This is a genomic window from Natrinema halophilum (assembly GCF_013402815.2).
Taxonomy (GTDB): Archaea; Halobacteriota; Halobacteria; order Halobacteriales; family Natrialbaceae; genus Natrinema; species Natrinema halophilum.
This window is the reverse complement of sequence record NZ_CP058601.1, coordinates 2,102,039-2,123,434: the sequence shown is the minus strand read 5'-3', so window position 1 is coordinate 2,123,434 and position 21,396 is coordinate 2,102,039. Positions and strand designations below refer to the sequence as shown.

The 21,396-nt window shown below is 61.4% G+C and carries 20 protein-coding genes; 15 read left to right on the top strand and 5 right to left on the bottom strand.

Annotation, left to right across the window (positions count from 1 at the left end):
• Positions 1 to 107: 107 nt before the first annotated feature.
• Positions 108 to 950, bottom strand: a complete 843-nt coding sequence (locus HYG82_RS31100) for a hypothetical protein (RefSeq protein ID WP_179260941.1) — start codon at positions 948 to 950, stop codon at positions 108 to 110.
• A 312-nt stretch (positions 951 to 1,262) separates the two neighbouring features.
• On the opposite strand from HYG82_RS31100, the gene HYG82_RS31095 reads away from it, so the two are divergent.
• The 4 genes from HYG82_RS31095 to lwrS all read left to right on the top strand — a co-directional run bounded on the left by HYG82_RS31095 (position 1,263) and on the right by lwrS (position 4,307).
• A complete protein-coding gene (locus tag HYG82_RS31095) occupies positions 1,263 to 2,354 on the top strand; it encodes a geranylgeranyl reductase family protein (RefSeq protein WP_179260940.1) in 1,092 nt (363 codons plus the stop codon).
• 272 nt (positions 2,355 to 2,626) lie between these two features.
• Positions 2,627 to 3,286, top strand: coding sequence for a helix-turn-helix domain-containing protein (locus tag HYG82_RS31090; RefSeq protein ID WP_179260939.1), 660 nt, complete (start codon positions 2,627 to 2,629; stop codon positions 3,284 to 3,286).
• Positions 3,287 to 3,604: 318 nt separating this feature from the next.
• Complete coding sequence (locus tag HYG82_RS31085; protein WP_179260938.1) at positions 3,605 to 3,886, top strand: 4a-hydroxytetrahydrobiopterin dehydratase; 282 nt, start codon at positions 3,605 to 3,607, stop codon at positions 3,884 to 3,886.
• 22 nt (positions 3,887 to 3,908) lie between these two features.
• The gene (lwrS, locus tag HYG82_RS31080) at positions 3,909 to 4,307 is read left to right on the top strand and encodes an LWR-salt protein (RefSeq protein ID WP_179260937.1); all 399 of its coding nucleotides are present in this window, start codon (positions 3,909 to 3,911) and stop codon (positions 4,305 to 4,307) included.
• 403 nt (positions 4,308 to 4,710) lie between these two features.
• Here the strand turns inward: lwrS and HYG82_RS31075 are convergent, their stop codons facing one another.
• Positions 4,711 to 4,944 (bottom strand): hypothetical protein, encoded by a 234-nt coding sequence (locus HYG82_RS31075; protein ID WP_179260936.1) that lies wholly within the window; start codon positions 4,942 to 4,944, stop codon positions 4,711 to 4,713.
• A 921-nt stretch (positions 4,945 to 5,865) separates the two neighbouring features.
• Here HYG82_RS31075 and HYG82_RS31070 point away from each other — a divergent pair.
• Positions 5,866 to 6,081 carry a helix-turn-helix domain-containing protein gene (locus HYG82_RS31070; protein ID WP_179260935.1) on the top strand — a complete coding sequence of 72 codons (216 nt, stop codon included), beginning with the start codon at positions 5,866 to 5,868 and terminating at the stop codon, positions 6,079 to 6,081.
• Positions 6,068 to 6,628: an HTH domain-containing protein gene (locus HYG82_RS31065; RefSeq protein WP_179260934.1), complete on the top strand. Its 561-nt coding sequence runs from the start codon at positions 6,068 to 6,070 to the stop codon at positions 6,626 to 6,628. Before HYG82_RS31070 ends, HYG82_RS31065 begins: the two co-directional genes overlap by 14 nt.
• 258 nt (positions 6,629 to 6,886) lie before the next feature.
• Here the strand turns inward: HYG82_RS31065 and HYG82_RS31060 are convergent, their stop codons facing one another.
• A complete protein-coding gene (locus HYG82_RS31060) occupies positions 6,887 to 7,315 on the bottom strand; it encodes a VOC family protein (RefSeq protein ID WP_179260933.1) in 429 nt (142 codons plus the stop codon).
• A gap of 132 nt (positions 7,316 to 7,447) precedes the next feature.
• A complete protein-coding gene (locus HYG82_RS31055) occupies positions 7,448 to 7,810 on the bottom strand; it encodes a cupin domain-containing protein (protein ID WP_179260932.1) in 363 nt (120 codons plus the stop codon).
• A gap of 83 nt (positions 7,811 to 7,893) precedes the next feature.
• Here HYG82_RS31055 and HYG82_RS31050 point away from each other — a divergent pair, with 83 nt between their 5' ends.
• From HYG82_RS31050 to HYG82_RS31020, 7 genes are all read left to right on the top strand, one after another.
• Positions 7,894 to 8,787 carry an ABC transporter substrate-binding protein gene (locus tag HYG82_RS31050; RefSeq protein WP_179260931.1) on the top strand — a complete coding sequence of 298 codons (894 nt, stop codon included), beginning with the start codon at positions 7,894 to 7,896 and terminating at the stop codon, positions 8,785 to 8,787.
• 35 nt (positions 8,788 to 8,822) lie between these two features.
• Positions 8,823 to 9,821: an ABC transporter substrate-binding protein gene (locus HYG82_RS31045; RefSeq protein WP_179260930.1), complete on the top strand. Its 999-nt coding sequence runs from the start codon at positions 8,823 to 8,825 to the stop codon at positions 9,819 to 9,821.
• On the top strand, positions 9,818 to 10,798 hold the full coding sequence (locus HYG82_RS31040; protein ID WP_179260929.1) for an ABC transporter substrate-binding protein: 981 nt from the start codon (positions 9,818 to 9,820) through the stop codon (positions 10,796 to 10,798). The genes HYG82_RS31045 and HYG82_RS31040 overlap by 4 nt, the downstream gene beginning before the upstream one ends.
• Before the next feature lie 100 nt (positions 10,799 to 10,898).
• Complete coding sequence (locus HYG82_RS31035; protein WP_179260928.1) at positions 10,899 to 11,534, top strand: HAD family hydrolase; 636 nt, start codon at positions 10,899 to 10,901, stop codon at positions 11,532 to 11,534.
• Positions 11,535 to 11,809: 275 nt separating this feature from the next.
• Positions 11,810 to 12,007, top strand: a complete 198-nt coding sequence (locus HYG82_RS31030; protein ID WP_179260927.1) for a hypothetical protein — start codon at positions 11,810 to 11,812, stop codon at positions 12,005 to 12,007.
• Positions 12,008 to 12,232: 225 nt separating this feature from the next.
• Positions 12,233 to 12,565: a hypothetical protein gene (locus HYG82_RS31025; RefSeq protein ID WP_179260926.1), complete on the top strand. Its 333-nt coding sequence runs from the start codon at positions 12,233 to 12,235 to the stop codon at positions 12,563 to 12,565.
• A 290-nt stretch (positions 12,566 to 12,855) separates the two neighbouring features.
• Entirely contained in the window at positions 12,856 to 13,392 is a 537-nt protein-coding gene (locus HYG82_RS31020) for a DUF5815 family protein (RefSeq protein WP_179260925.1), read from the top strand.
• A gap of 93 nt (positions 13,393 to 13,485) precedes the next feature.
• Here the strand turns inward: HYG82_RS31020 and HYG82_RS31015 are convergent, their stop codons facing one another.
• Positions 13,486 to 15,804 carry a PAS domain S-box protein gene (locus HYG82_RS31015; RefSeq protein ID WP_179260924.1) on the bottom strand — a complete coding sequence of 773 codons (2,319 nt, stop codon included), beginning with the start codon at positions 15,802 to 15,804 and terminating at the stop codon, positions 13,486 to 13,488.
• Between the two features lie 266 nt (positions 15,805 to 16,070).
• Between HYG82_RS31015 and carB the strand changes: the two genes are divergently transcribed.
• Both carB and HYG82_RS31005 read left to right on the top strand, forming a co-directional pair.
• Positions 16,071 to 19,247, top strand: coding sequence for a carbamoyl-phosphate synthase large subunit (carB, locus tag HYG82_RS31010; protein WP_179260923.1), 3,177 nt, complete (start codon positions 16,071 to 16,073; stop codon positions 19,245 to 19,247).
• Between the two features lie 982 nt (positions 19,248 to 20,229).
• Positions 20,230 to 21,387: a hypothetical protein gene (locus HYG82_RS31005; RefSeq protein WP_179260922.1), complete on the top strand. Its 1,158-nt coding sequence runs from the start codon at positions 20,230 to 20,232 to the stop codon at positions 21,385 to 21,387.
• Positions 21,388 to 21,396 lie beyond the last annotated feature (9 nt).

The window sequence follows — 21,396 nt, the reverse complement described above, 5'->3', positions numbered from 1 at the left end:
TAAAGATGCACGTATATATTTGTGCGGATATGGACGGATGTATAAAGGGGTCTCCACCCCGTCTCACTGGGGACCGATCACCGTACTGTTAGGAATGACAGTACCGATTACGAGAGGTGGGTTGTCGCCCCCGTTTCAGGCGTTTTGGAGCCCGATTCGTTCGATTCGGCGGTCGACTCGGTCAGAGCGATCATCGTCTCGGCGGTTCCCCGAATCGTGTTGCCAAACGCTTCTATCGCATCTTCGATACCGGCATCAATCGCTTCTACCGTCCGCTGGATACCGCCGGTGGGCGTGACTGTCGTCCCGTCGTTACCGTCGTCTTGACCGGTGGTGTTCTCCGTGGAATCGCCGGAGCTATTCGCCTGACTGTCTGTTCCTGCCCGTCCCGATGTGTTCTCAGTCGAAGTCAGATTGTATCGATCTTTGACTCCGTCGATCAGGAGCCGTCCCGCAGGCGTCTGTCGTAAGACGTTCAGTAATTCTTCCCCCGGTAGTATCACCGTCATTACGTCCGCGTCGCCGTTTCTGAACTCGATATCGGTCCACGGACCGGAAATCGATGTGTTCTCGAATCGAACGTCGTAGAGCTGCATCTGCATCGTTTTGGTTTCTTCTGCTAGTCGATCGAAACACAGCTCACTTCCCTCGATATATTCAGACTGGATCGTTATTAGATCCTCCTTGATCGTGGTACCGTTACCTGTCGACGATACGACCGCCGATTTCGTCGTAAGGTTCGTCGCCTTTTGCCGAGAAGCGTTCATCGAAATATTCTCGAGGGGCGAGGGCGGAATGCACATCTCCGGATAGGCCCCGTCTTCGTCCTGTTGTATGCTGGTTACATCCGTACTCGATTCCAAAGTCGACACACTGGAATACGCTCCGCTGGGAACGCTTACGGCGACGACCACGAGACAGACGGTCAGGAGGGTATATCTATCGTTCATTCTCGATTACTGTATTTTGTGACTAGATTCCGTCGCTGACGATATCTATTATCGAGGGTATTTCCGGGATTTTATACCGAAATCACGATCCGATCGAAGAGTGACCGGGCCGACTCCGTCTTCCTCGGATCGGTTCGTCAGGTGGTGGCCACGCCGATCTCCTCGTCGCTGTTTTCCAGCTATCTCGATTATCTTCTATCGAGCAACAGGAACGCGGAATGAACGATTTTTGCCGTGTCGTTCGTCGCCTCCAGCACCGCCACTGGATTCATCTCGAGAAGCTATTTACTCTCTGCCGAAAACGTGACGGACATGTACGATTTCGTCGTCGTCGGTGTCGGCCCACCGGGCGCGCGATTTGCCAGGCAGGCTGCCGACGCGGGATACGACGTGCTCGCCCTCGAGAAGGGGCGGATCGGCGAGCCGCTGGCCTGTTCGGGTCACGTCAGCACGGATATCTGGGCGTTCACGGGCGAGAGCGCTCGCGAGGAGCTGTTCCAGAACGCGATCTACGGGGCGCGGTTCCACGTCGGCGGCCCGCACAGCGATGCGTATCCCTTCTACAAGCGTGAGGTGGCCTCGAACGTCATCGACCGAGTGGAACTGGACCGCCACCTCGCCGACCTCGCCAGCGATGCGGGGGCGGACGTCCGTGAAAAACATACGGTCACCGACGTCACAGAACACCGCGACAGTGTCGTGGTCGTCGCGAACGGTCCCGCCGGCACCGTCGAATTCGAGGCGAAAATGGTCGCCGGCTGTGACGGTCCTCGGTCGCGGGTTCGCGACCAACTCGAATTGCCCCAGCCCGGCGAATTGCTCCACGGAGTCCTCGCTTTTTCTGCAGAAGTCGACTCCCAGGACTTCGTCGACGTCCACCTTACGCCGCCGACCTTCTTCGCGTGGCGTATCCCGCGTGGCGAAGCTGGCGTCGAGTACGGCCTCGCGGCGCCTCCGGGTGTCCACGTGAACAAACACTTCGAGGACCTGATCGACGGTTACGAGGTCGACGTTTCCCACCGCTGTTCGGGAGCGATCCCAATCGGTCCACCGGATCGAGTAACGTCCCGTCGTGCGTTTCTCATCGGCGACGCGGCCGCCCAGACCAAGCCCTTTACCGGCGGCGGCATCCTGTACGGTATGACCAGCGCCGACCACGCCGCACGCGAGATCGATCCCGACCGACCGATCACGCTCGCCGCTTACGAACGCGCCTGGCGCGACGACCTCGAGCGCGAAATGGAACTGGGACGCTGGCTTCGACGAGCATACTCGCTGCCGGAACCGGCACAGCGGATCGGACTGGGCGCGCTATCGGGCGAGATCGGCGTACACATGGATCGTCCGACGTCCCTGCTTTCTCCAACCCACATCAAAACGATGCTCTCGCGGCTTCGTGGGTGACCCCTGTGGCTCGTGGTGGGCAATGCACCTTCGGTCGGATACCAGCTCCCATCCCTCGAGAGCCGGCCCCTCACATCGGTTCCTGTGCGAGCGAACGATGAACGCCCGACAGCGTCCCCGTTCCGATCGCCGCAACCGGTCGTGACTGTCGCGCTTCGGTGCCCGTGTGGACCGCCCCACTGACTGTCGAGTTCGGGAACGGATATCACGGTACCGGACAGTCAGTTTCGCCGTAACAGCGGTTTTTACGCCGCCGTGGTGTACGAAGCCTGATGTCGACGATAGCCGACCTTCGGATTCCGGCGGCGGACACGGCGCTGGCGACCGCCTTCGAGCAAGCGCCAGGGGCCACGTTCGAACTCGAGTCCTCGGTGTCGAAGACGCTGCCATCGCTGTGGGTGGCCGGCGTCGATCAGGAGACTGCGGGTGCAGCATTCGCAGCCGATCCGTCGGTCGAGGTCGCCGAACTCCTCGTCGAAACGGATTCGCGGCTGCTGTACGACGTCACGTTTACCGAGGGTTCGGGGACGAACCGCCTCTGGGACGACCTGTTAGCTGACGGCGGCTCGTTACTCGAGGCGCGGGCGACCGACGGGTGGTGGCAGGTGACGGTTCGCTACCACGATCGCGACGCGCTCTGTGAGGCCTACGACCAACTCGTCGACCGTGGCATCAACGCCGATCTTCGACGCGTGACCGACGTGACCGATACGACCGACCACCGAACGCGATTGACGCCCGAACAGCAGGAGGCCCTCGAGGCTGCGCTCGAGTACGGATACTTCGAGATTCCTCGTGGAATCTCGATGGAAGATCTGGCCGAGGAATTGGGGATCTCACACCAGGCACTCTCCGAGCGGTTCCGGCGAGCGTACGAGACGCTAGTCGACGCCGAACTCCAGCCCGCAGGCAAGAAATCCCAGGCCGACTAGCGGTCGACCGATTGCCGGCGGATCGTACTTACGAGTTCGTCGGAGACCGGTCAGCGGGAGCCGGGTGTATGGATTAAGTCACCCGCAGTGGATTACTGAATCTGGTTGACTGGCCGTCCGGCTGACTGGCCGAGTAGGGTGCGTTCGGCTCGAGTAGCAGCCGGTGGGGATCAGGTCGACAGACGGACTCTTTATCGTCTATCCGCTCTATCGCCGTGCATCTCGAAATACGGGCTGTTACTGTGGGGAAACGGAGACGCGTCGCGAAACGCTGAGAGGGGCACAATCGTTATTTGGATGGCTTGCGTTCGGCATCACATGGCTGACCTGCTTTCCGATGAGGAGATCCAAGACCAACTTCTTGCCAACTGGGATCGCGAGGGCGACGAAATCGTGCGCGTATACGAGTTCGACGACTACCTTCGCGGCGTCAATTTCGCGCAGATGGTCGGCGAAATCGCCGAAGCGCAGTTTCACCATCCGGAAATCGTCATCCGCTACTCGGAAGTCGAAGTTCGCTTGACCTCCCACGAGGCAGGCGGCATCACCGACGACGATATCGACATGGCGGAACTAATCGAATCCGAACGAAACGCCTGAACGGCGTGTCGAACGATCTCCGATGGATGCCCGCTATGTATTCCGCGTTCGGGTTCGCCTCGAACCGGGACGGGAGGTCGTCTCGCTCGAGCCGAGCAGCGCCGAGACGACGGTTACGCTCTTTCGCGAAGCGCCAAAACCGGGCACCGAGGGTTGGCTCTTCTTCCGGAATACATTGTGGCGCGGCGAGGTTTCCGATCAGCGACACGCCCGCCGCCTCGCCGCCGACTGGCTCAGTCTCCCCGAACGGTCGATCGAAGCGGTCGACTTTCGTGAACTGCAGACCGACGACGAGCATTTCGACGCGCTGAAAGCGGCGATTGCGACCGATCTCGAGGTGTTCAACGCCGATACCGTTTCTGAGGTCCTTTCGAAGTACCTGGGCTCGAGTATCCGGGTGACTGACGCGGAAGATGGATGAATTGCTCCGCAGTCGCGTGAGTCGAGAGGCGGTCCATTCCGTCCCAAGGCGGGATCGAAGCATCCGCGAGGACGTCGGCACGAAGACGTTCGAAGCGGCTTCGCCGTTCGCGACGGCGAAAACCGATGATTTTCGAGCACGCCGCCGACGAGCATTTCCGAAGGGCCGCCCCAGTCCAGAGAGTCGACAGCTCGTCTGAATATTGCGAGAGAGCGTCGCTTTTTCGGTCGTCCCCGGGACTCGCCGTGCGCTCGTAGAATTGCGCTCGCTCTGAGGTCACCGTCCGAGACGGCCGTGGACGGTCGCCTCGCTATCGCTGCAATCGAAGGCCACGGATTTCGGTCGTCCCGTGGCAATTTTGGCTCGCTTCGCCTGGACCGCTCGCTTCGTCTGCACCTCTTCGTTATCCCACGTCCTCGGGATCGAGGTTCTCGAGGACGCGTGCGGTAACGAACGATCCGTCGGATGGACTGAGTCGATACGTACCCGAACACAGTTCGCACAGCGAAAATTCGTCGGAAAGACTCGATAGTGACCGTTCTTCCACCGTTCGAGCGTGGGATAGTCCCTGGCACTCCCGGGATTTGTGGAACCGATCACAGCCGGTAGCAACGTAGACGATATCGTCGTCGCTCACGATGTCTCACCGGCACGGCCCATCGAGTCGTTGCGTCCGTCGTGGTCGGTCAGACGGCTGTGATACTCGGAGAACGTGGTATCGGTATCGGTATCGGTATCGGTATCGGTATCGGTATCGGAGCAGATCCTGTGATCGCTGAGCGGGTTAGTGGATAGTTTCTGACTACGAGCGGGTAGCAGCGTGCAGACGGATGGTAGAGCGTCAGCGGGAACTGTTGGTTCAGTGTCGACGCGCGGGTGAAGTGGGGAAACGGATGGTGATATTCTGATCATTGGTCGGGGATGCGAGATACGTCGGTCGCCCCCAGCCCTGCCCCGCACGACAGTATCACAAGATTATATCTAAAACTATCGAATGAATAAGGATAAACTACGAATTAGTTTTACTAATTTCAACACACCCTCCCGTCTCTTGCACCACCGGGTCTCTCCCCGATGTCAGCGGTATCTGAGAATATCTCGGACCCGTTCGAGAGAGCAAAGCCCTCTCGTGATCCGGCGAAACCGTTGGTTTCGCTGAGTTCGCGGAGCTCCGATCCACTTTATGACGAAAGATCGAAGGCCGTTCGAACCACGTGAACTCGAAGCGATTCACCTGTGTCTACCGCCCCAATGCCGACGATCCGCTCGTACTTTCGCCGGAACCGTCGAATCCGGACGACCGCCGGCCGTCAGTGCTCGGAAGCGACCTCTCCGTGACGCTGTCGTTCCTCGAGCAGTCGGCCACCTTGTTTTCAACGGATAGCCAGCGCATCGGATGTCGGTACCGCTGTACGGCGCGCGTTCACAGGACACCAATGGACTGGTCACTACCGCGAGCAGTCTGACTAAAATATACATTCAAATCTAGAAAAATTAGTGGGATATGGTAGCATAGATCTCTCCACCTTTATGTATTCGCTTGTGGCCGCCTTCATTGATGTCCACGAGCGAACATCGGCCAGTGGTTCCGGACGAAATCGCATCACCACAAGCAAAACTCGTCTATCTGTCACTCCTCATTAGCGGCGAGGCAAAGGCGTCCGACCTGCAACAGACACTCGGACTATCCAAATTAACGCTCTTTGCCGTTCTCGAGTCGCTTTCGAGGAAGAATCTCGTCGAGCGCACGGAGGGTGGCTATGTCTGCAAGTGAACCCGCAGTTCACCCGGTCGTCGATCCCGATCACCGTGAATACGTTCGGATCGATTGCTACGTGCGGTCGAACGTGCCTGCTGCAGTTTCCGATCAGATTCGCGCGCTCGTCGATCGGTTATGGTCGCTTCGCGAACACGGCTGCATCGACGACGTTCAGGTTAGCCGGTGGCCGCCACAACGATTGCTGACGACGGAAGCAGGATCGACCCGCGGTGACCTCGTTACCGAGTTCGAACAGTGGGCGAACCGACACGGCTATTCGCTCGAACCGGGGTTCCGTCGGCGAGAGAATCCGCCCGCTCCGTTCGTCGTCGATACCGAGAGGCGTGAACAGATACGGGTTCCACTAGTCGCCCTTGCATTCTACGAGGACGACGATGCCGACGCCCTTCGCGGCGTTGTCCCATGTACGGAACGCTCCGCCACCGGTGACGAACGGACGTATACCGTAGACGGGTGGCTCACTGCAGCCGAGACACGAGCGTTCGACGAACCCATCCGTGCATCCCAGACCGATCAACCGCCGCTGATGGAACGGCAGTGATGGGTCGTTTTCCCCTGTGGTGTGAACCGAAACTACCGCAACTGCTGTTCTCGAGCGGATCGTGGACCTGATACACTGCCTGGCCTGATCCGGCACCGCGAGCGCGTTGACCCCTGTCAATCGGGTACGGAGCGACGGGGAACGAAGGCGCAACGGGGCCCAGTAACGGGAAGTCGATCCGTTGTCTTCAGTGAGGAATCGATCCGTCGTCTTGCTATCGGGGCTCACTTCGGTTCGAACGGTTGCTCGTGGATCTCGTCACTCGACGTCGTCGTGTGTCAGCAACGGTCGGGTTCGCTCGCCGTCCGGGGGGTCGTACGTGACGACCTCGAGGAGATTGCCGTCGGGATCGAGAACGTAGAATCCCTCGAACTCGCCCCAGTCGTACGGCCCCTGGTTCGGGAACTGCCCGCCGAGTCTGTCCACCACTGACTCGTAGTTCTCGCGGTCGGTCGCAAACGCCAGGTGGGCCTTGTCGAGTGGGTGGTCGAGACCCCGGTCGTCCCAGTTCTCGGCGCGGCCGGTCGCAGCTAGCGTCACGATAGTGTCGCCGGCCCGAAACATCGCGTGATCACCCTGGAATTCTTCCGGCGGCCTGACCAGTTCGAGGCCGAGCGTCTCGTGGTAGAACTCGTAACAGGGCTCGAGCGCGTCGACGTCGAGGTTGATGTGATCGACGGCGTCCATGACCAGTGCTACGACGGTCGCCCTCAAGAGAGTGTCTGGTGGTGCAATGGATGGGTGACACCGACCGCGTTCTGTGACGTCGTCGTGGAAAATGACCGTAGACCGCGGGCCGGTGTCGAGTCTCTCGATGGCTCATGGGTCCTCGACGGCCGACGGTTGCCGACGCCACTCCGGTTCGTCGCGTGGTGGCGCGAGCACGCCGAGACCGACCGCATCTTCGGCACTTCGGTTTTCCGCACCGTGACGTTCATCGCTTCGAAACAGGTAGGCATCACCGGCTGAGAGTTCGTACTCTTCGTCTTCGGCGATTGCAGTGAGTTCACCGTCGAGGACGAATCCTAACTGTTCGTTTGCGTGCGCGTGGACCGGCAAGGTCGCCCCCGGCTCGATCCGCCAGTAGATCATTCCCGCTCGGTTACCCGTCGAGAGCGGTGCCAGGTGCACGCCGTCCGCGACTTCTTCTGACTCCGCACGGGTCGTCGATACTCGTTCCATAGGAACAGGCTTCCCTCCCCACGCCGCCACTGATAAACGTATTGTGAAAACGTTTTAAGCATCTCAGCGGTGTGGGGTGTTCTATGTTAACACACCAACCAGTAAGACTGTTTCATCTTCCGTTCTCGTTTATGCTGCCACAGAAGGTGGCGGTCGAGCGGGGATACTTTCGTGAGGAAGGAATCGCGGTCGATCTGGTCGAGCGCGACCGTCGGGACGTCGAAGTCAAGTACATTCCCGCCGAGGAGACGCTGACTGGCGATTACGACGTCGATCTGTACCCCATCTGCAAGTGGGAGAGCATCCGCAGAACGTGGGACATGGACGACGGACGCATCGTCGCGAACGGAACGTTCGCCAATCTCCCCTATACCGTCTTTACTCGGCCAGATTCCGCTATCGAATCGCCTGCGGATCTCGAAAACGTACCGGTCGGTGTCAATCGGCGAACCGGCCAGGAGTATACCGCGCGGAAAGCCCTCGAGGATCACGTCCCGCCCGACGAGATCGACCTCGTCGGCTGCGGGATGCCGACCGACCGGTTGCAGGCCCTCCACGACGGTCGCGTCGACGCCGTAACGCTCATCGACCCCCACAGTACCCTGGCCGATCACCTCGGATTTCGGCGGCTTCTCGAGTACGACAATCACATGGGGATCGTCGGAAGCGACGACATCGACCGCGACCTGCTCGCAGCCTTCCTGCGCGCTTACGAGTGCGCGGTCGCGGACATCAACGCCAATCCGGATGCGTTCCGGGAGACGTACCTCGAGATGCTCGAGGCCGAGGAATCGATGGCTCCGGAACTGTTCGACGAGGTCGACGTCGAGACCGTCCGCAAGGAAATTACAGTTCCGCGGTTCGGGGTGCCAGTCCCCGTCGACCGCGAGACGCTCGACGAGCACCTCGCCTGGATGCAGGCTCGCGGATTGATCGACGAGAAAGCGGCGATAGACGACATCGTCGCGCCGCTGTGACCGCCCGTTCCGACCAGTATCCCACTTTGCCACCAATGACTGACATCGATTCACAACAGAAGGCGATCGACGAGTTTCAGGGTCACGCCGGCGACCGACCGGTGATGCGGGCTCGATTCGAACACAACGGCAGCCCCCGATACATGCTGTATACGATCAAGCGGTTCGGCTACGATCACGATCACGATTTCCACCTCGACTTGCAACTCGTCTCGGATGAACTGGACGACGGCCTCGAGACTGTCGAAGCGAAACTCCAGGACGGGGACGCCGATCTGATCGACATCGACTACCTCTCGACCGCGCGCGAGCGTGCCGACGGCGCGTCGATCGTCGCCTTTCATCCCTACGGACAGACGGTTGGCGGTCTCGTCACGACGGCCGACTCGCCGATCGAGGGCCTCAACGATCTCTCGGGCCGCCGGATCGGCGTCGTCAGACGTCGCGACAAAAACTGGATCCTCGTCAGGGCGGCCTGCCGGGAGTTTCACGGCTTCGATCCGGACGAGACGGCGACGCCGATCGAGGCCGGATCGAAGGTCGAACTCACCCGACTACTCCGCGACGGAGAGGTCGACGCGGTCCTCCAATTCTGGCAAATAATCCCGGAGATAGTCGAAGTCGGCCCCTTCCGGGAGGTACTGCCGATGTCGCGGCTGGTCGATCGCCTGGCCGATTCCGACGGCCCGACTCCGATCTCGACGTTCCTGACGAGCGAAGCGTATCTGTCCGTCCACTCCAACGCGGTTCGCGGGTTCGTGGGTGCTTACCGGGACGCGGTCGAACGACTCCAGCGCGACGACGCACTCTGGGACGAGATCGGCGAGCAACTCATGTACGAGGACGATCCGGCCGTTGTCCGGGCCGTCCGCGATCGATGGCGCGCGATGGTCGTCACGGACTGGGACGCGTCTACCGTCGAGGGAATGGAGCGACTCTTCGACCGTTTGAAGACGGTCGCCGGCGCTGACGCCCTCGGCGTCGACGAGTTGCCAAACGGCCTGTTCCGAACGGATCTCGAGGTGGACGCATGACCGCGTCAGACACCGTCACCTTTCAGCTCAACTGGGAGCCCAACGGATTCCAGTCGCCCTATTTTTTCGCCCGCGAGGAGGGATTTTACGAGGCAGAGGGTCTCGAAATCGAGTTCGTCGAGGGGCACGGTTCGCCGTACGCGGCCGAACGCGCTGCACGTGGCGACGCCGACATCGCTCTCGCAGGGGCCAGTGCTGTGTTGACGACGCAGAGCAAGGGGTTCGAACCGCTCGCGGTCGCGGCGGTGACACAGAAGACCCCGGCGGCCGTCTACACCCTGCGGGACGTCTTCGGCGAGCAACTCTCGAAACCCGCACAGCTGGCGGGTCGAACCGTCGCGCCGTCCGCGACGAAGACGCGGATCCTCACCGCGCAACTGCTCGAGAACGCGGGTATTCGCGACGAGGTCGACCTTCTGGACGTCGATCCGCACACGCACCACCGGGTCCAGCACAAGGTGATCGACGGCACGGTCGACGCCGCAGTCGGCGTGGTCACCAACGGAATCGAGATCGGCCGCGAACACGACCGGACCCCCGACGAACTCCCGATCGGCGAGTACCTGGACATCTACGGTATGACGCTCGTTACCGGTCCCGAGTTCGCCCGTGATCGACCGGAGACGATCCGATCGTTCCTTCGGGCGAGCGCACGCGGTTGGGCCGCCGCGACCCGCGATCCGGAGCGTGCCATCGACGTCCTCGTCGGGCGAAACGCCACGCTCGAGCGCAATCGGGATATCGAGCAGCTCAAGTTCGAGACTGCCGCGAATCGACTCCAGTTCACGTCGTACGTCCGGAAACACGGGTGGGGCGCACAGGATCCTGACCGGTGGCGCCGACTCGGCGAGACGCTCTCCGAGACGGCCTTGCTAGAAGGTGCGATCGATCCGGACGCTGTCTGGACCGGCGACTTCCGGCCCGACGAGTCGCTCGTCACCGAATACGCCGATCGAATCCGGCCGGCGGTCGAGTAAGCGACGATTGCCGGCTGAACGAGCGGTGTCCGTCGACGAGTGACTGGCGATCGTACGGTCGATAAGCATTTACTCGAGGATTCCCTATCTTTCCCTCCGAATGGTCTCAGAACCCGACTACGACTTCTGGCTGCTCGATCTCGACGGGACCATCGTCGACGTCGAGTGGTCGTACACGCGTGAGGTGTTCGATCGGGTCGGCGACCGGATCGGTCGCGAGTTCACCGACCGAGAGGCCGATATCCTCTGGAACGGCCTGACCGGCTCCCGGGACCACCAACTGGAGGCATGGGGTGTCGACCCACAGGAATTCTGGACGGCATTCCACGAGGAGGAGGATCCGCTGGTACGGGCCGAACAAACCTACCTTCACGAGGACGCGGCGTTCGTCTCCGACCTCGAAGAACCGGTCGGACTCGTGACCCACTGTCAGGAGTTCCTCTGTGAGCCCGTACTGGATCACGTTGGCATCCGTGACTGGTTCGATGCCCAGCTGTGTTGTACCGAGGAGACGGGCTGGAAACCCGACCCGAACCCTGTCGAGCGAATCATGGCCGATCTCGGCGTCGGTCACAACGGCCACCAGGGCGTCCTCGCGGGCGACGGTGCGAACGACGTCGGCGCAGCGTGGAACGCCGGACTCGACGCCATCCACGTCGAGCGAGTCGGCCACGATCGTCGCGGACAGTGCGTCCTCGGCGACTATCGCGTCCAGTCGTTCGACGAACTCTATTGAACGAACGCCCGCGGTACTCGCCCCCTAGATCCGAGACTGCTCGCCGAACTGCTCTCGGCAGACGGCCGGGAGTTCCGGGTCCGTGTGTGGTAACTGATCCTACTCGCCGAATTCGAGACGGTCCGATTTCGCCGGTCGGCTGCGTCACCCATCTGGACACACGGGACGACACCAGGTTTTCGAATATGTGTCGCAATCGACGAATGCACCCCCCAGAGTCCGAATCCGAGCCGAGACCAAAAGGGATTCAGGGGTCCGGCCGCTGACGGACCGACGTGAAATACTGCCTCGACTGCAACTGGAGCACTACTCCGAGCGACGAGCCGTCACAACGCGATCGCTCTCGAGCGGCGATCGAACACCACGTCGCGACGGGCCATACGATCGACTCGAGCGCGTCGATTGCCCGTCCGACGACACCCGACGTCGATAGCAACCTTCTCGTTCGCGACCTCGTTCCCTCGAGCGATTGACACTCCTCGCCGACGTCCGTGTTCTGTCACGTCTGCCGTGACTGATAAAGTATGCAAAACAGATTGTCGGTGCGTATCGTCCCTCTAAACCGTATTTTCGACCGACGAGAGGGAGTCGTTCTGCTCGCCGAACGACGATCGATCGAATGATTTCGGCCGCATTCACGGATTCTTACCATTACATCGACAGGAAAGCTTATGCCGGGATGCTCGGCTTATCGTAGCATGGTACGCGATACGCCGGTACGAAATCGAACCGATTCGGCTGCAGACGATAGTGCGCTTCCCAATCTCGTGACGATCGTCGGACGAGGCGTTCCCTCGAACTTCGAGGTCGCCGTAGACGGTGACCTTGAGATGCTCGCCGACGATCCGATGGCCGAGGGAACGGTCGTCGCTGGCAGTGTCGCCGAGGGTGCGATCGACGTCGGCGTCCAGCGATTCCGATTTTCTGGGCAGATGGCGAACGTCAGTCTCGTCGATTGGAACGGCAACGAAGCGCCAGACTCCGCGAGCGTCCCGACGGTTCACGTCGAGTACGGCGCTCCGGAGCGATAACGCGGACCCCGACTCGAGTTCAGACACCGGGATGGCGTTTCGATGGCGGACACCGCCAAATGAATGCGATGACGGGTTCTCTTTGCGGCGGTGTCTCCATCCCGTCGCTATCCGCCCGTTCCCGAACCGTGGGTTCTCACCGCGTTTCTATCGGAACGATGGCATCGTTCTGTCGCGATTCGACGTCGCCGTCCGTTCGCCACGACCGAACCGTTTCTGGAGCTATCGTCGACCGGCAAGCGAGATACCGAGTCGTCGCTCTTATCCCGACTCCGATCGAAGGTCGTCTCATGGCAGCGCCCCGCGTTCCTGGCTCCGGCGGCGGCGATCGGCTCGAACTTCCCTGCGGGGAGTTCGTCGATCCCCACGAGATCGATCTGGGGATGCGCGAGTACGACTGTTCTTGCGGCGACACCCACGCCGTCGTGACCGACGTTCACCCCCCGTCGCGGTTTTTCCCCGAATCGCTCGTTGCCGTCCTCCAGGAAACGATCGATACCGACGACGAGTTCGGCGCGTTCGGCACACCTCATCTGCTGGGTGTCGTCCTGGAGGAGTTCCCCGAACGGATTGCCGTCTACGACGCAAGCGGCGACGGAGCCGTCGGCTACGCGTTGCTATGGATCGCGGATTTCGATTCCCGACGGCTTCACGAGATCATCGTCGAACTCGTCGTCGAACTCATGGAACACGCGATCAGCCACGCCGAAAACGACGCCGCGGTCTCCGAGTTCGAGTCACACATGCTCGAGTTCGACGTTTCGGAGTTCGTCGACCAGTACCGCCGCCAGCGCGATTTCGAGAGCGAGCACGATCGACCGGTGTAACTACGTTACCCGCTGTTCGTCTCTCCTCGGTCGATTTCGGTCCGCGAGCACATCGGTATCCGTTCCGCTCGTCGACGGACGGGTTCGAATCGGTCAGTTTTGAAGCGAGATTGCCAGCCGAAATCCACCGGCCTCGCTCTCCTCGACCGCGACCGACCAACCGTGGGCGTCGACGACCTCGGAGACGATCGCGAGTCCGAAGCCCGTTCCATCCGAATCGGTGCTGTACCCCGATTCGAGAACCGCGTCGCGTTCGTCGGCCGAGATTCCGGGGCCGTCGTCGGCGATCGCGAATCCGTCGACGGTGCCCTCGATCGTGACCGTCACGTCCTCGCCGACGTGTTCGCGGGCGTTTCGGAGGGCGTTCTCGAAGAGGACGAGCAGGCGGTCCTCGTCGGCTTCGATCGTCGGTAACGGCTCGTCTCGGACGATCTCGAGGGTCGGATCGACGGTCCGATGGGCCTGGTCGACGACTGCATCGAGCGATACTGGCTCCGTCGTCGTCAGGCGCTGGCCGCTTCGGGCCAGCGTGAGGACGTTCTCGATGAGATCGTCCATCCGGTTGAGTGCCCACTCGATCTCTTCTCGATGTTTCTCGGCCTCGCCGTCGATGTGGCTCTCGAGACTCTCGAGGTGACCCGTAGCGATCGTCAGCGGGTTCCGGAGATCGTGTGAAACGGTGCTTGCAAAGGAATCCAGTCGATCATTCTGGCGCTCTAGCTCGGCGGTCCGGGTGGCGAGTTCGTCCTCGCGGCGGGCACGTTCCATCGCGACCTCGACGTTAGCGAGAAGGATTTTTGCAAGCGCGAGCGCTTCCTCGTCGAAATCGTTGGGCTCGGTCGAACCGACGACGAACAGTCCTTCGTCGCCGATCGGAATGTGGGCCTCGCTGCAGATCGGCGTCTCAGAGTCTTGGACGTTCGGATCGTGGCGAACATCGCCGTGGGCGATCGCCTCACCGGCCTCGTAGGCATCCCAGGCGAGGCCACCTTCGCGTTCGATCGGCGTCACCTCACCGAGCAGTTTCTCAGTTCGATCGGTGACTGCGGTGGGTACGAGGGCATCTTCGGTTTCGTCGTAGAGATAGACAGCATTTATGCCCAAATCGAGTGCATCTCGTGCGACCCGGCTCGCGACCTGTGCGACCGCCTCGACTCTCGTCGACGTCATCAGCAGGCGGGTTCCGTCGTGGAGGCGACGAATTCGACGTTCGCGCTCCTTTCGATCGCTAACGTCTCTGATGACGCCGACGCTGCCGACAAAATTGCCGTCGTCGTCTACCATCGGTGCGACGTTGTCTTCCGCCGGATACGGTTCGCCGTCGACGGGCTCGAACTGTATTTCGTAGGTCCCCCAGTTTCGTCCGTCTTCCTCGACGATTTCGCGCAACATCTCTCGTCCCCGTTCGACGTCTTCATCTGACATGTAGTCCGTGGGATCCGAGCCCACGAGATTCTCCCGCGACACGCCGAGTTGTTCGGCCATCGCGTCGTTGACCATCTCGATCTTTCCGGCCGCATCGAGGACGTACATCGCGTCGCCGACCGTTTCGACGAGCGTTCGATACCGCTCGAGTTCGCGTTCTCGGGACTTTTGTTCGCTGATGTCGTTGTAGATCACGTATTCGTAGACGTCACCGTCTATTCCGAGCGCGAAACTGATGAGCCGAAATTCGGTGAGACCGTCCGTCGTCAGCCGTTCGACCTCCGCCTTCATCGCCTCCCCGGGATCGACGGCGTCGGCGAGGGATACCGGATCCGTACCTTCTGGAACGATCTCGTCGACAAGCGTAGTGTAGGTAACGTCTGATCCGTCGTAGCCGAAGACCGTCTCGAACGTGGGGTTGACGTCGACAATCCGTATGGGGTCACCCCGTCGCGTCACGATGACTGGATCGGGACTGTGTTCGAAGAACGCGGCGAACCGATCGCGTTCGGTTTGAAGGGTCGTTTCCGGGTCGACCTGTGGGGATTGAACGTCGTCGCCGGTTTCGGTGATCCGTTTCGTCGCGTCGACGACCGTCCGAATCTGCGCGAGAAGCCGTTCGATGGAGTCGTCGAGTTCCCTCGGGACGTACCCCGACAGACCTGACGTGATCGCGTCGCTGGCGAGCGTCTCGTTCCCATCGGCGGTGTACAGGATAAACGGGACGCTCACGTTACCGGTCTCCTCGAGTTGCTCGTACAGAGCTAACGCATCCGTTTCCTCGAGTCGATACTCGGTGACGACGCACGCGTATTCGTCGGCGGACGTGAGCGCGGTTCGCAGTTCGGATGGGGTCGTGACGTGTTCGACATCGAGGTTGGCAGTCGACTCGATTCCGTCGGCGGTTCGACGCCGAGTCGCTGGATCTGGATCGAGATAAAGTACGGTATGGTGGTAGTGGGAATCGGTGGTGCCGAACACAGCCATTTGATCGAATCAATAGTGGGAACGAGGTGACATAAGGGATACGGCCCTTGACTGCGGTTATAGCCGCCCGCAATGGTACAATCCCCCAATCGTGTCACGTGCGGTAGAGTCTTTCACTCAGCCAGGCGAGATCGGTTCCACCCGCAGAAAATCGGCGTCAACCGGGGTTGCCCGCCGTCCGAGTTCGAATTTCGAAAACCCATTTCGAGATTCGTACTGTATCGTGGGGCTTATTACGATGTACGAACTTCGATTCACCAAGACAGATGAGTACGGACACCGCCGCAGACGGCGAGACGGGGGACGGACGCACGATCCTGTTGATCGGGAGCGGCCCGATCCAGATCGGACAGGCCGCTGAATTCGACTACTCTGGCGCGCAGGCCTGCCGAGCGCTTCAGGAGGAAGGGGCCCGCGTCGTCCTCGTGAACTCGAATCCGGCGACGATCATGACGGACCCGGAGATGGCCGATCGGGTATACATCGAGCCGATCACGACCGATGCCATCGCGGAAATCATACGCAAGGAGAATCCCGACGGCGTTATCGCCGGTCTCGGTGGGCAGACCGGGCTCAACGTCACCGCGGAACTGGCAGAAGAGGGCGTCCTCGACGAATACGACGTCGAAATTATGGGGACACCGCTGGACACGATCTACGCGACGGAAGACCGCGACCTCTTCCGCCAGCGCATGGAGAAGATCGGCCAGCCGGTTCCCGCCTCGACCACCATCTCGCTCGACGAAGGCGAAGAAGTCTCGGAACTGACCGAAGATGATCTGAACGAACGCGTCCGGGCTGCCGTCGACGAGGTCGGCGGTCTCCCGGTGATCGCTCGAACGACCTACACGCTGGGTGGCTCTGGCTCCGGTGTCGTCCACGAGATGGACGAACTCCTCCGTCGCGTCCGCAAGGGTCTGCGCCTCTCCCGGAACAGCGAAGTTCTCATCACCGAATCGATCGCCGGCTGGGTCGAATACGAGTACGAGGTGATGCGCGACGCAGATGACTCGTGTATCATCATCTGCAACATGGAGAACATCGACCCGATGGGTATCCATACGGGCGAATCCACCGTCGTCACGCCATCCCAGATCGTCCCCGACGAGGGCCACCAGGAGATGCGCACCGCCGCGCTCGACGTCATCCGCGAACTCGGCATTCAGGGCGGCTGTAACATCCAGTTCGCCTGGCACGACGACGGCACCCCCGGCGGCGAGTACCGCGTCGTCGAGGTCAACCCTCGCGTCTCCCGTTCGTCTGCACTCGCGTCCAAGGCGACCGGCTATCCGATCGCCCGCGTGACCGCGAAGGTCGCACTCGGCAAGCGCCTCCACGAGATCGAGAACGAAATTACGGGCGAAACGACGGCAGCGTTCGAGCCCGCGATCGACTACGTGGTCACGAAGGTTCCCCGGTGGCCCAAGGACAAGTTCGACGACGTCGACTTCGAACTGACGACGGCGATGAAGTCGACCGGCGAGGCGATGGCCATTGGCCGCACCTTCGAGGAATCCCTGCTCAAAGCGCTGCGTTCGTCCGAATACGAACCCGACGTCGACTGGGCCGAAGTCTCGGACGAGGAACTCGAGGAACGCTACCTCGAGCGTCCGTCCCCGGACCGCCCGTACGCGATGTTCGAGGCCTTCGAACGTGGCTACACCGTCGCGGAGGTCCAGGAGCTGACCGGAATCTTCGAGTGGTACACCGAGCGCTACAAGAACATCGCTGACTCGACGCTCGCTGCACAGGATGGCGACTTTACGGAGGCGGCGATCACCGGCCACACCAACGCGACGATCGCAGCCGCGGCCGGCGCGGACGTCGGTACGGTCGAACAGGAAGTCCCCGGTCGCACCTACAAACAGGTCGACACCTGCGCCGGCGAGTTCAAAGCCGAGACACCGTACTACTATTCGTCCCGCAAAAACGAATTCGAGAAAGGACCGCTACTGGGTGACGCCGCCTCGGGCGAACTCGAGGTCGATCGCGATCTCGAGAGCGTAATCGTCGTCGGCGGCGGCCCGATCCGCATCGGGCAGGGCGTCGAGTTCGACTACTGTTCGGTTCACGCGGTCCGCGCGCTGCGCGAACTGGGCATCGACGCACACGTCGTCAACAACAACCCGGAAACGGTCTCGACGGACTACGACACCTCAGATGGGCTCTTCTTCGAGCCGATTACGGCCGAGGAGGTCGCCGACGTCGCCGAGGCGACGGGCGCCGACGGCGTGATGGTCCAGTTCGGCGGCCAGACCTCGGTCAACATCGGCGAACCGCTCGAGGACGAACTCGAGCGTCGTGGCCTCGATTGTGAGGTCATGGGGACGAGCGTCGAAGCGATGGATCTTGCGGAAGATCGCGACCGTTTCAACGCGCTGATGGACGAACTCGGTATCGCCCAGCCAGAGGGCGGTACGGCCTTCTCCAAGGAGGAGGCACTCGATCTCGCACACGACATCGGCTATCCCGTCCTCGTGCGTCCCTCCTACGTCCTCGGCGGCCGTGCGATGGACGTCGTCTACGACGACGACGAACTCGAGACCTATATCGAAGAGGCCGTTCGCGTCAGCCCCGAAAAGCCGATTCTGGTCGACGACTTCCTCGAGGATGCGGTCGAACTCGACGTCGACGCCGTCGCCGACAGCCGCAACGTGCTCATCGGCGGTATCATGGAACACGTCGAGACCGCGGGCGTCCACTCCGGCGACTCGGCCTGTATGATTCCGCCGCGCTCGCTCGACGAAGACACGCTCGAGCGCGTCCGCGAGGTCACCGAGGACATCGCCGAAGCGCTGAAGACGAAAGGGCTGCTGAACGTTCAGCTGGCGGTCCGCGACGGTGAAGTGTACGTGCTCGAGGCGAACCCACGCTCTTCGCGTACCGTCCCGTTCGTCTCGAAGGCGACAGGCGTCCCGATCGCCAAACTCGCCGCGCAGGTCATGGCCGGTGAGACGCTGACGAGCCTCGAGGCCGAAGAGCAGATCCCAGACCACACCTCGATCAAAGAGGTCGTCCTCCCGTTCGACCGCCTGCCGGGGTCGGACCCGCGTCTCGGCCCGGAAATGAAGTCCACTGGTGAGGTCATGGGGACGGCAAGCGAGTTCGGGACGGCCTACTGGAAGGCCCAGCAGGCCGCCGGCAACGCCGTCAGCGAGGGGACCGCCGTAGTCGACTTCGATATCGACGGCTTCGAGAACCACTTCGACGTGGCCGACTTCGACGACGTCCCGCAGGCGATCCGCGAGGGCAACGTCGACTTCGTGGTCAGTCGCGACCGCGATTCGCTGGAGATGGCCGTCGAGGAAGAGATTCCCTACCTGTCGACCGAAGCCAGCGCCGAGGCCTACGTCGAGGCGCTCGATAGCTTCGACGGAACGCTCGAAATCGCTGCCGTGACCGACCGCCCGAAGAGGGCGGCCGAGTGGGGAACATCGGAGTAAGCTGACTCGAGCAGTTTTCGTTTCATCTTTCCGTATCGGAGACGGATCGGCCGCGATCTCGGCTCGATAGTCGACACCGTCGATCGGACCCGCGACGCCCGCACCGGGCTGGCTGACTCGGGGTAGCACCACAATCTGAGCTGAGGAAAATCAACGCCGAGCCAACTATATTTCGAACATCGAAATCGTGATATGAATCGAGCGAGTTCGTCAAACACGACGAATGAGTGGGGACCGTTGGGTGCGTTCTCGAAGACGGTCCCGCCGCGAGGTGGTCGGTTGTGGGCTCATTGGCCTGATCAGTCTGACTGACTGTCTCGCACCCGGGGACGCATCTCCCCCTGAACCGGCTGATTGGCCGCAGTACCGAGGTAACCAAGCAGGTACTGCGAGCATCGTTCCATCCGTGCATCTCTCGTCGCAAGCCGGTACCGTGCACGCGGCAACTGGCTCCGAATCCTCGTCGTCCTCTGTGGCTTCGGGGTGCTAAACGTCGTCCTCTGTGGCTTCGGGGTGCTAAATGGACTCCTCGTGCGTGTTTCCTCCGTCATTCCAGTTCTATCCGCCGTCTACTCGGCGACCGTTCTTGCTGGAACGGTCCTCACGATCGGTGTTGGTGGGACGGTTTACGCGGTCGTGAGCGCACGTTGGTACGCACTGATCGCTTCCGATGGGCACCGGTCTTCGTAGCCGCAATCGATTGCGGTGGGTACGGAACCACCCGCCCGATATCTCGTCTTCACCATGAAGGACGACTTCGACTCTGGTGTGACGACTACGTGGTCACCATGAAGGACGACTTCGACTCTGGTGTGACGACTACGTGGTCACCATGAAGGACGACTTCGACTCTGGTGTGACGACTACGTGGTCACCATGAAGGACGACTTCGACTCTGGTGTGACGACTACGTGGTAAGTATAACCATGTATAATGTCTCATGGACTTTTGTCTGCTCGAGCAGTACCCCGGGTCGCGATCTATGTCCGAACAGACCAGACGCGACGTGCTTCGACTCGCGACAGCATCGACGACCGCAGGCGTTCTCACGATCGGCACAGGTACAGCGGCCGCACAATCGACCGATTCCGAGTGGCAACGGGCCGAATCCCCGACCGGAAAGGCGCTCAACGATGCCGTCGATACCGCCACGGGACCGTTCGCGGCCGGTGCCGACGGGAACGTCCTCGCCCGACGCGATGACGGCTGGCAGAAAGTCGTCTCCTACGGTCCGCAGGCTCGAAGCCGTCGCCTGACCGGGATCGACGCGACCGACGATGGCAAAGCGGTCTGGTTCGTCGGCGGGAGCGGCGTCATCGGCGAATACAACGTCGAAACGCGGACGCTGACGAACTACTCCGCGCCGAAGGGAAAGACGAGCACCTGGGAAGACTGTGCAGTCCGGGGAACAGCCGGCGAGAACGAGCGGGTCTACTTCGTCAACGGCTCCGGCGAACTGCTCGTCGGCGTCCGACAGGACGGCGGGGCGATGAAATACGAGAAAGTGATCAAGCCCGGCGGCGGGTCGACGATTCCGGCGATAGACTTTACCACTCGAGAGGCCGGGCACGTCTGCAGTACGAGCCAGTTCGTCGCGGAGACGTTCGACGGCGGGAGCACGTGGACGCAGATCGGCATCGACTTCGCGGGCGGTGCGTTCTTCGACCTCGCGAGTAGGGGGAAAAAAGACGTAAACGTCGCCGCCGGTTCCGGGATCATCTACCGCTACGACGGCTTTCGCTGGACTCCTCACGTCGTCGACGACAAGCGACGGGCCATCCGCGCCGTCGATCGCACCGACGCCGCCGGACTCGCGGCCGGTGACGGGGGTAGCGTGTACGAGCGACAATCTGCCGGCCAGTGGAAGCAGTACGAAACCTCGGTCGAAACCAAACTGGACGGCGTCGCGAAGGGGTCGACGTACGACGTCGTGGTCGGCGACGGCGGGACGATTCTCGAGCGCGCGGTCGACGGAGTCGACGCTGACGCAGAGGACGGAAACACGACCGACACCGGGGGCAACACCACGAATTCGACGGACGACACGACTACGATGCTCTCGATCGACATCGACGACGACGAACCGCTGTCCGTCGAGCGCCACGTCGACGGCGAGTGGCTCGACGCATCGGAGATGTAAGCCTTCGTG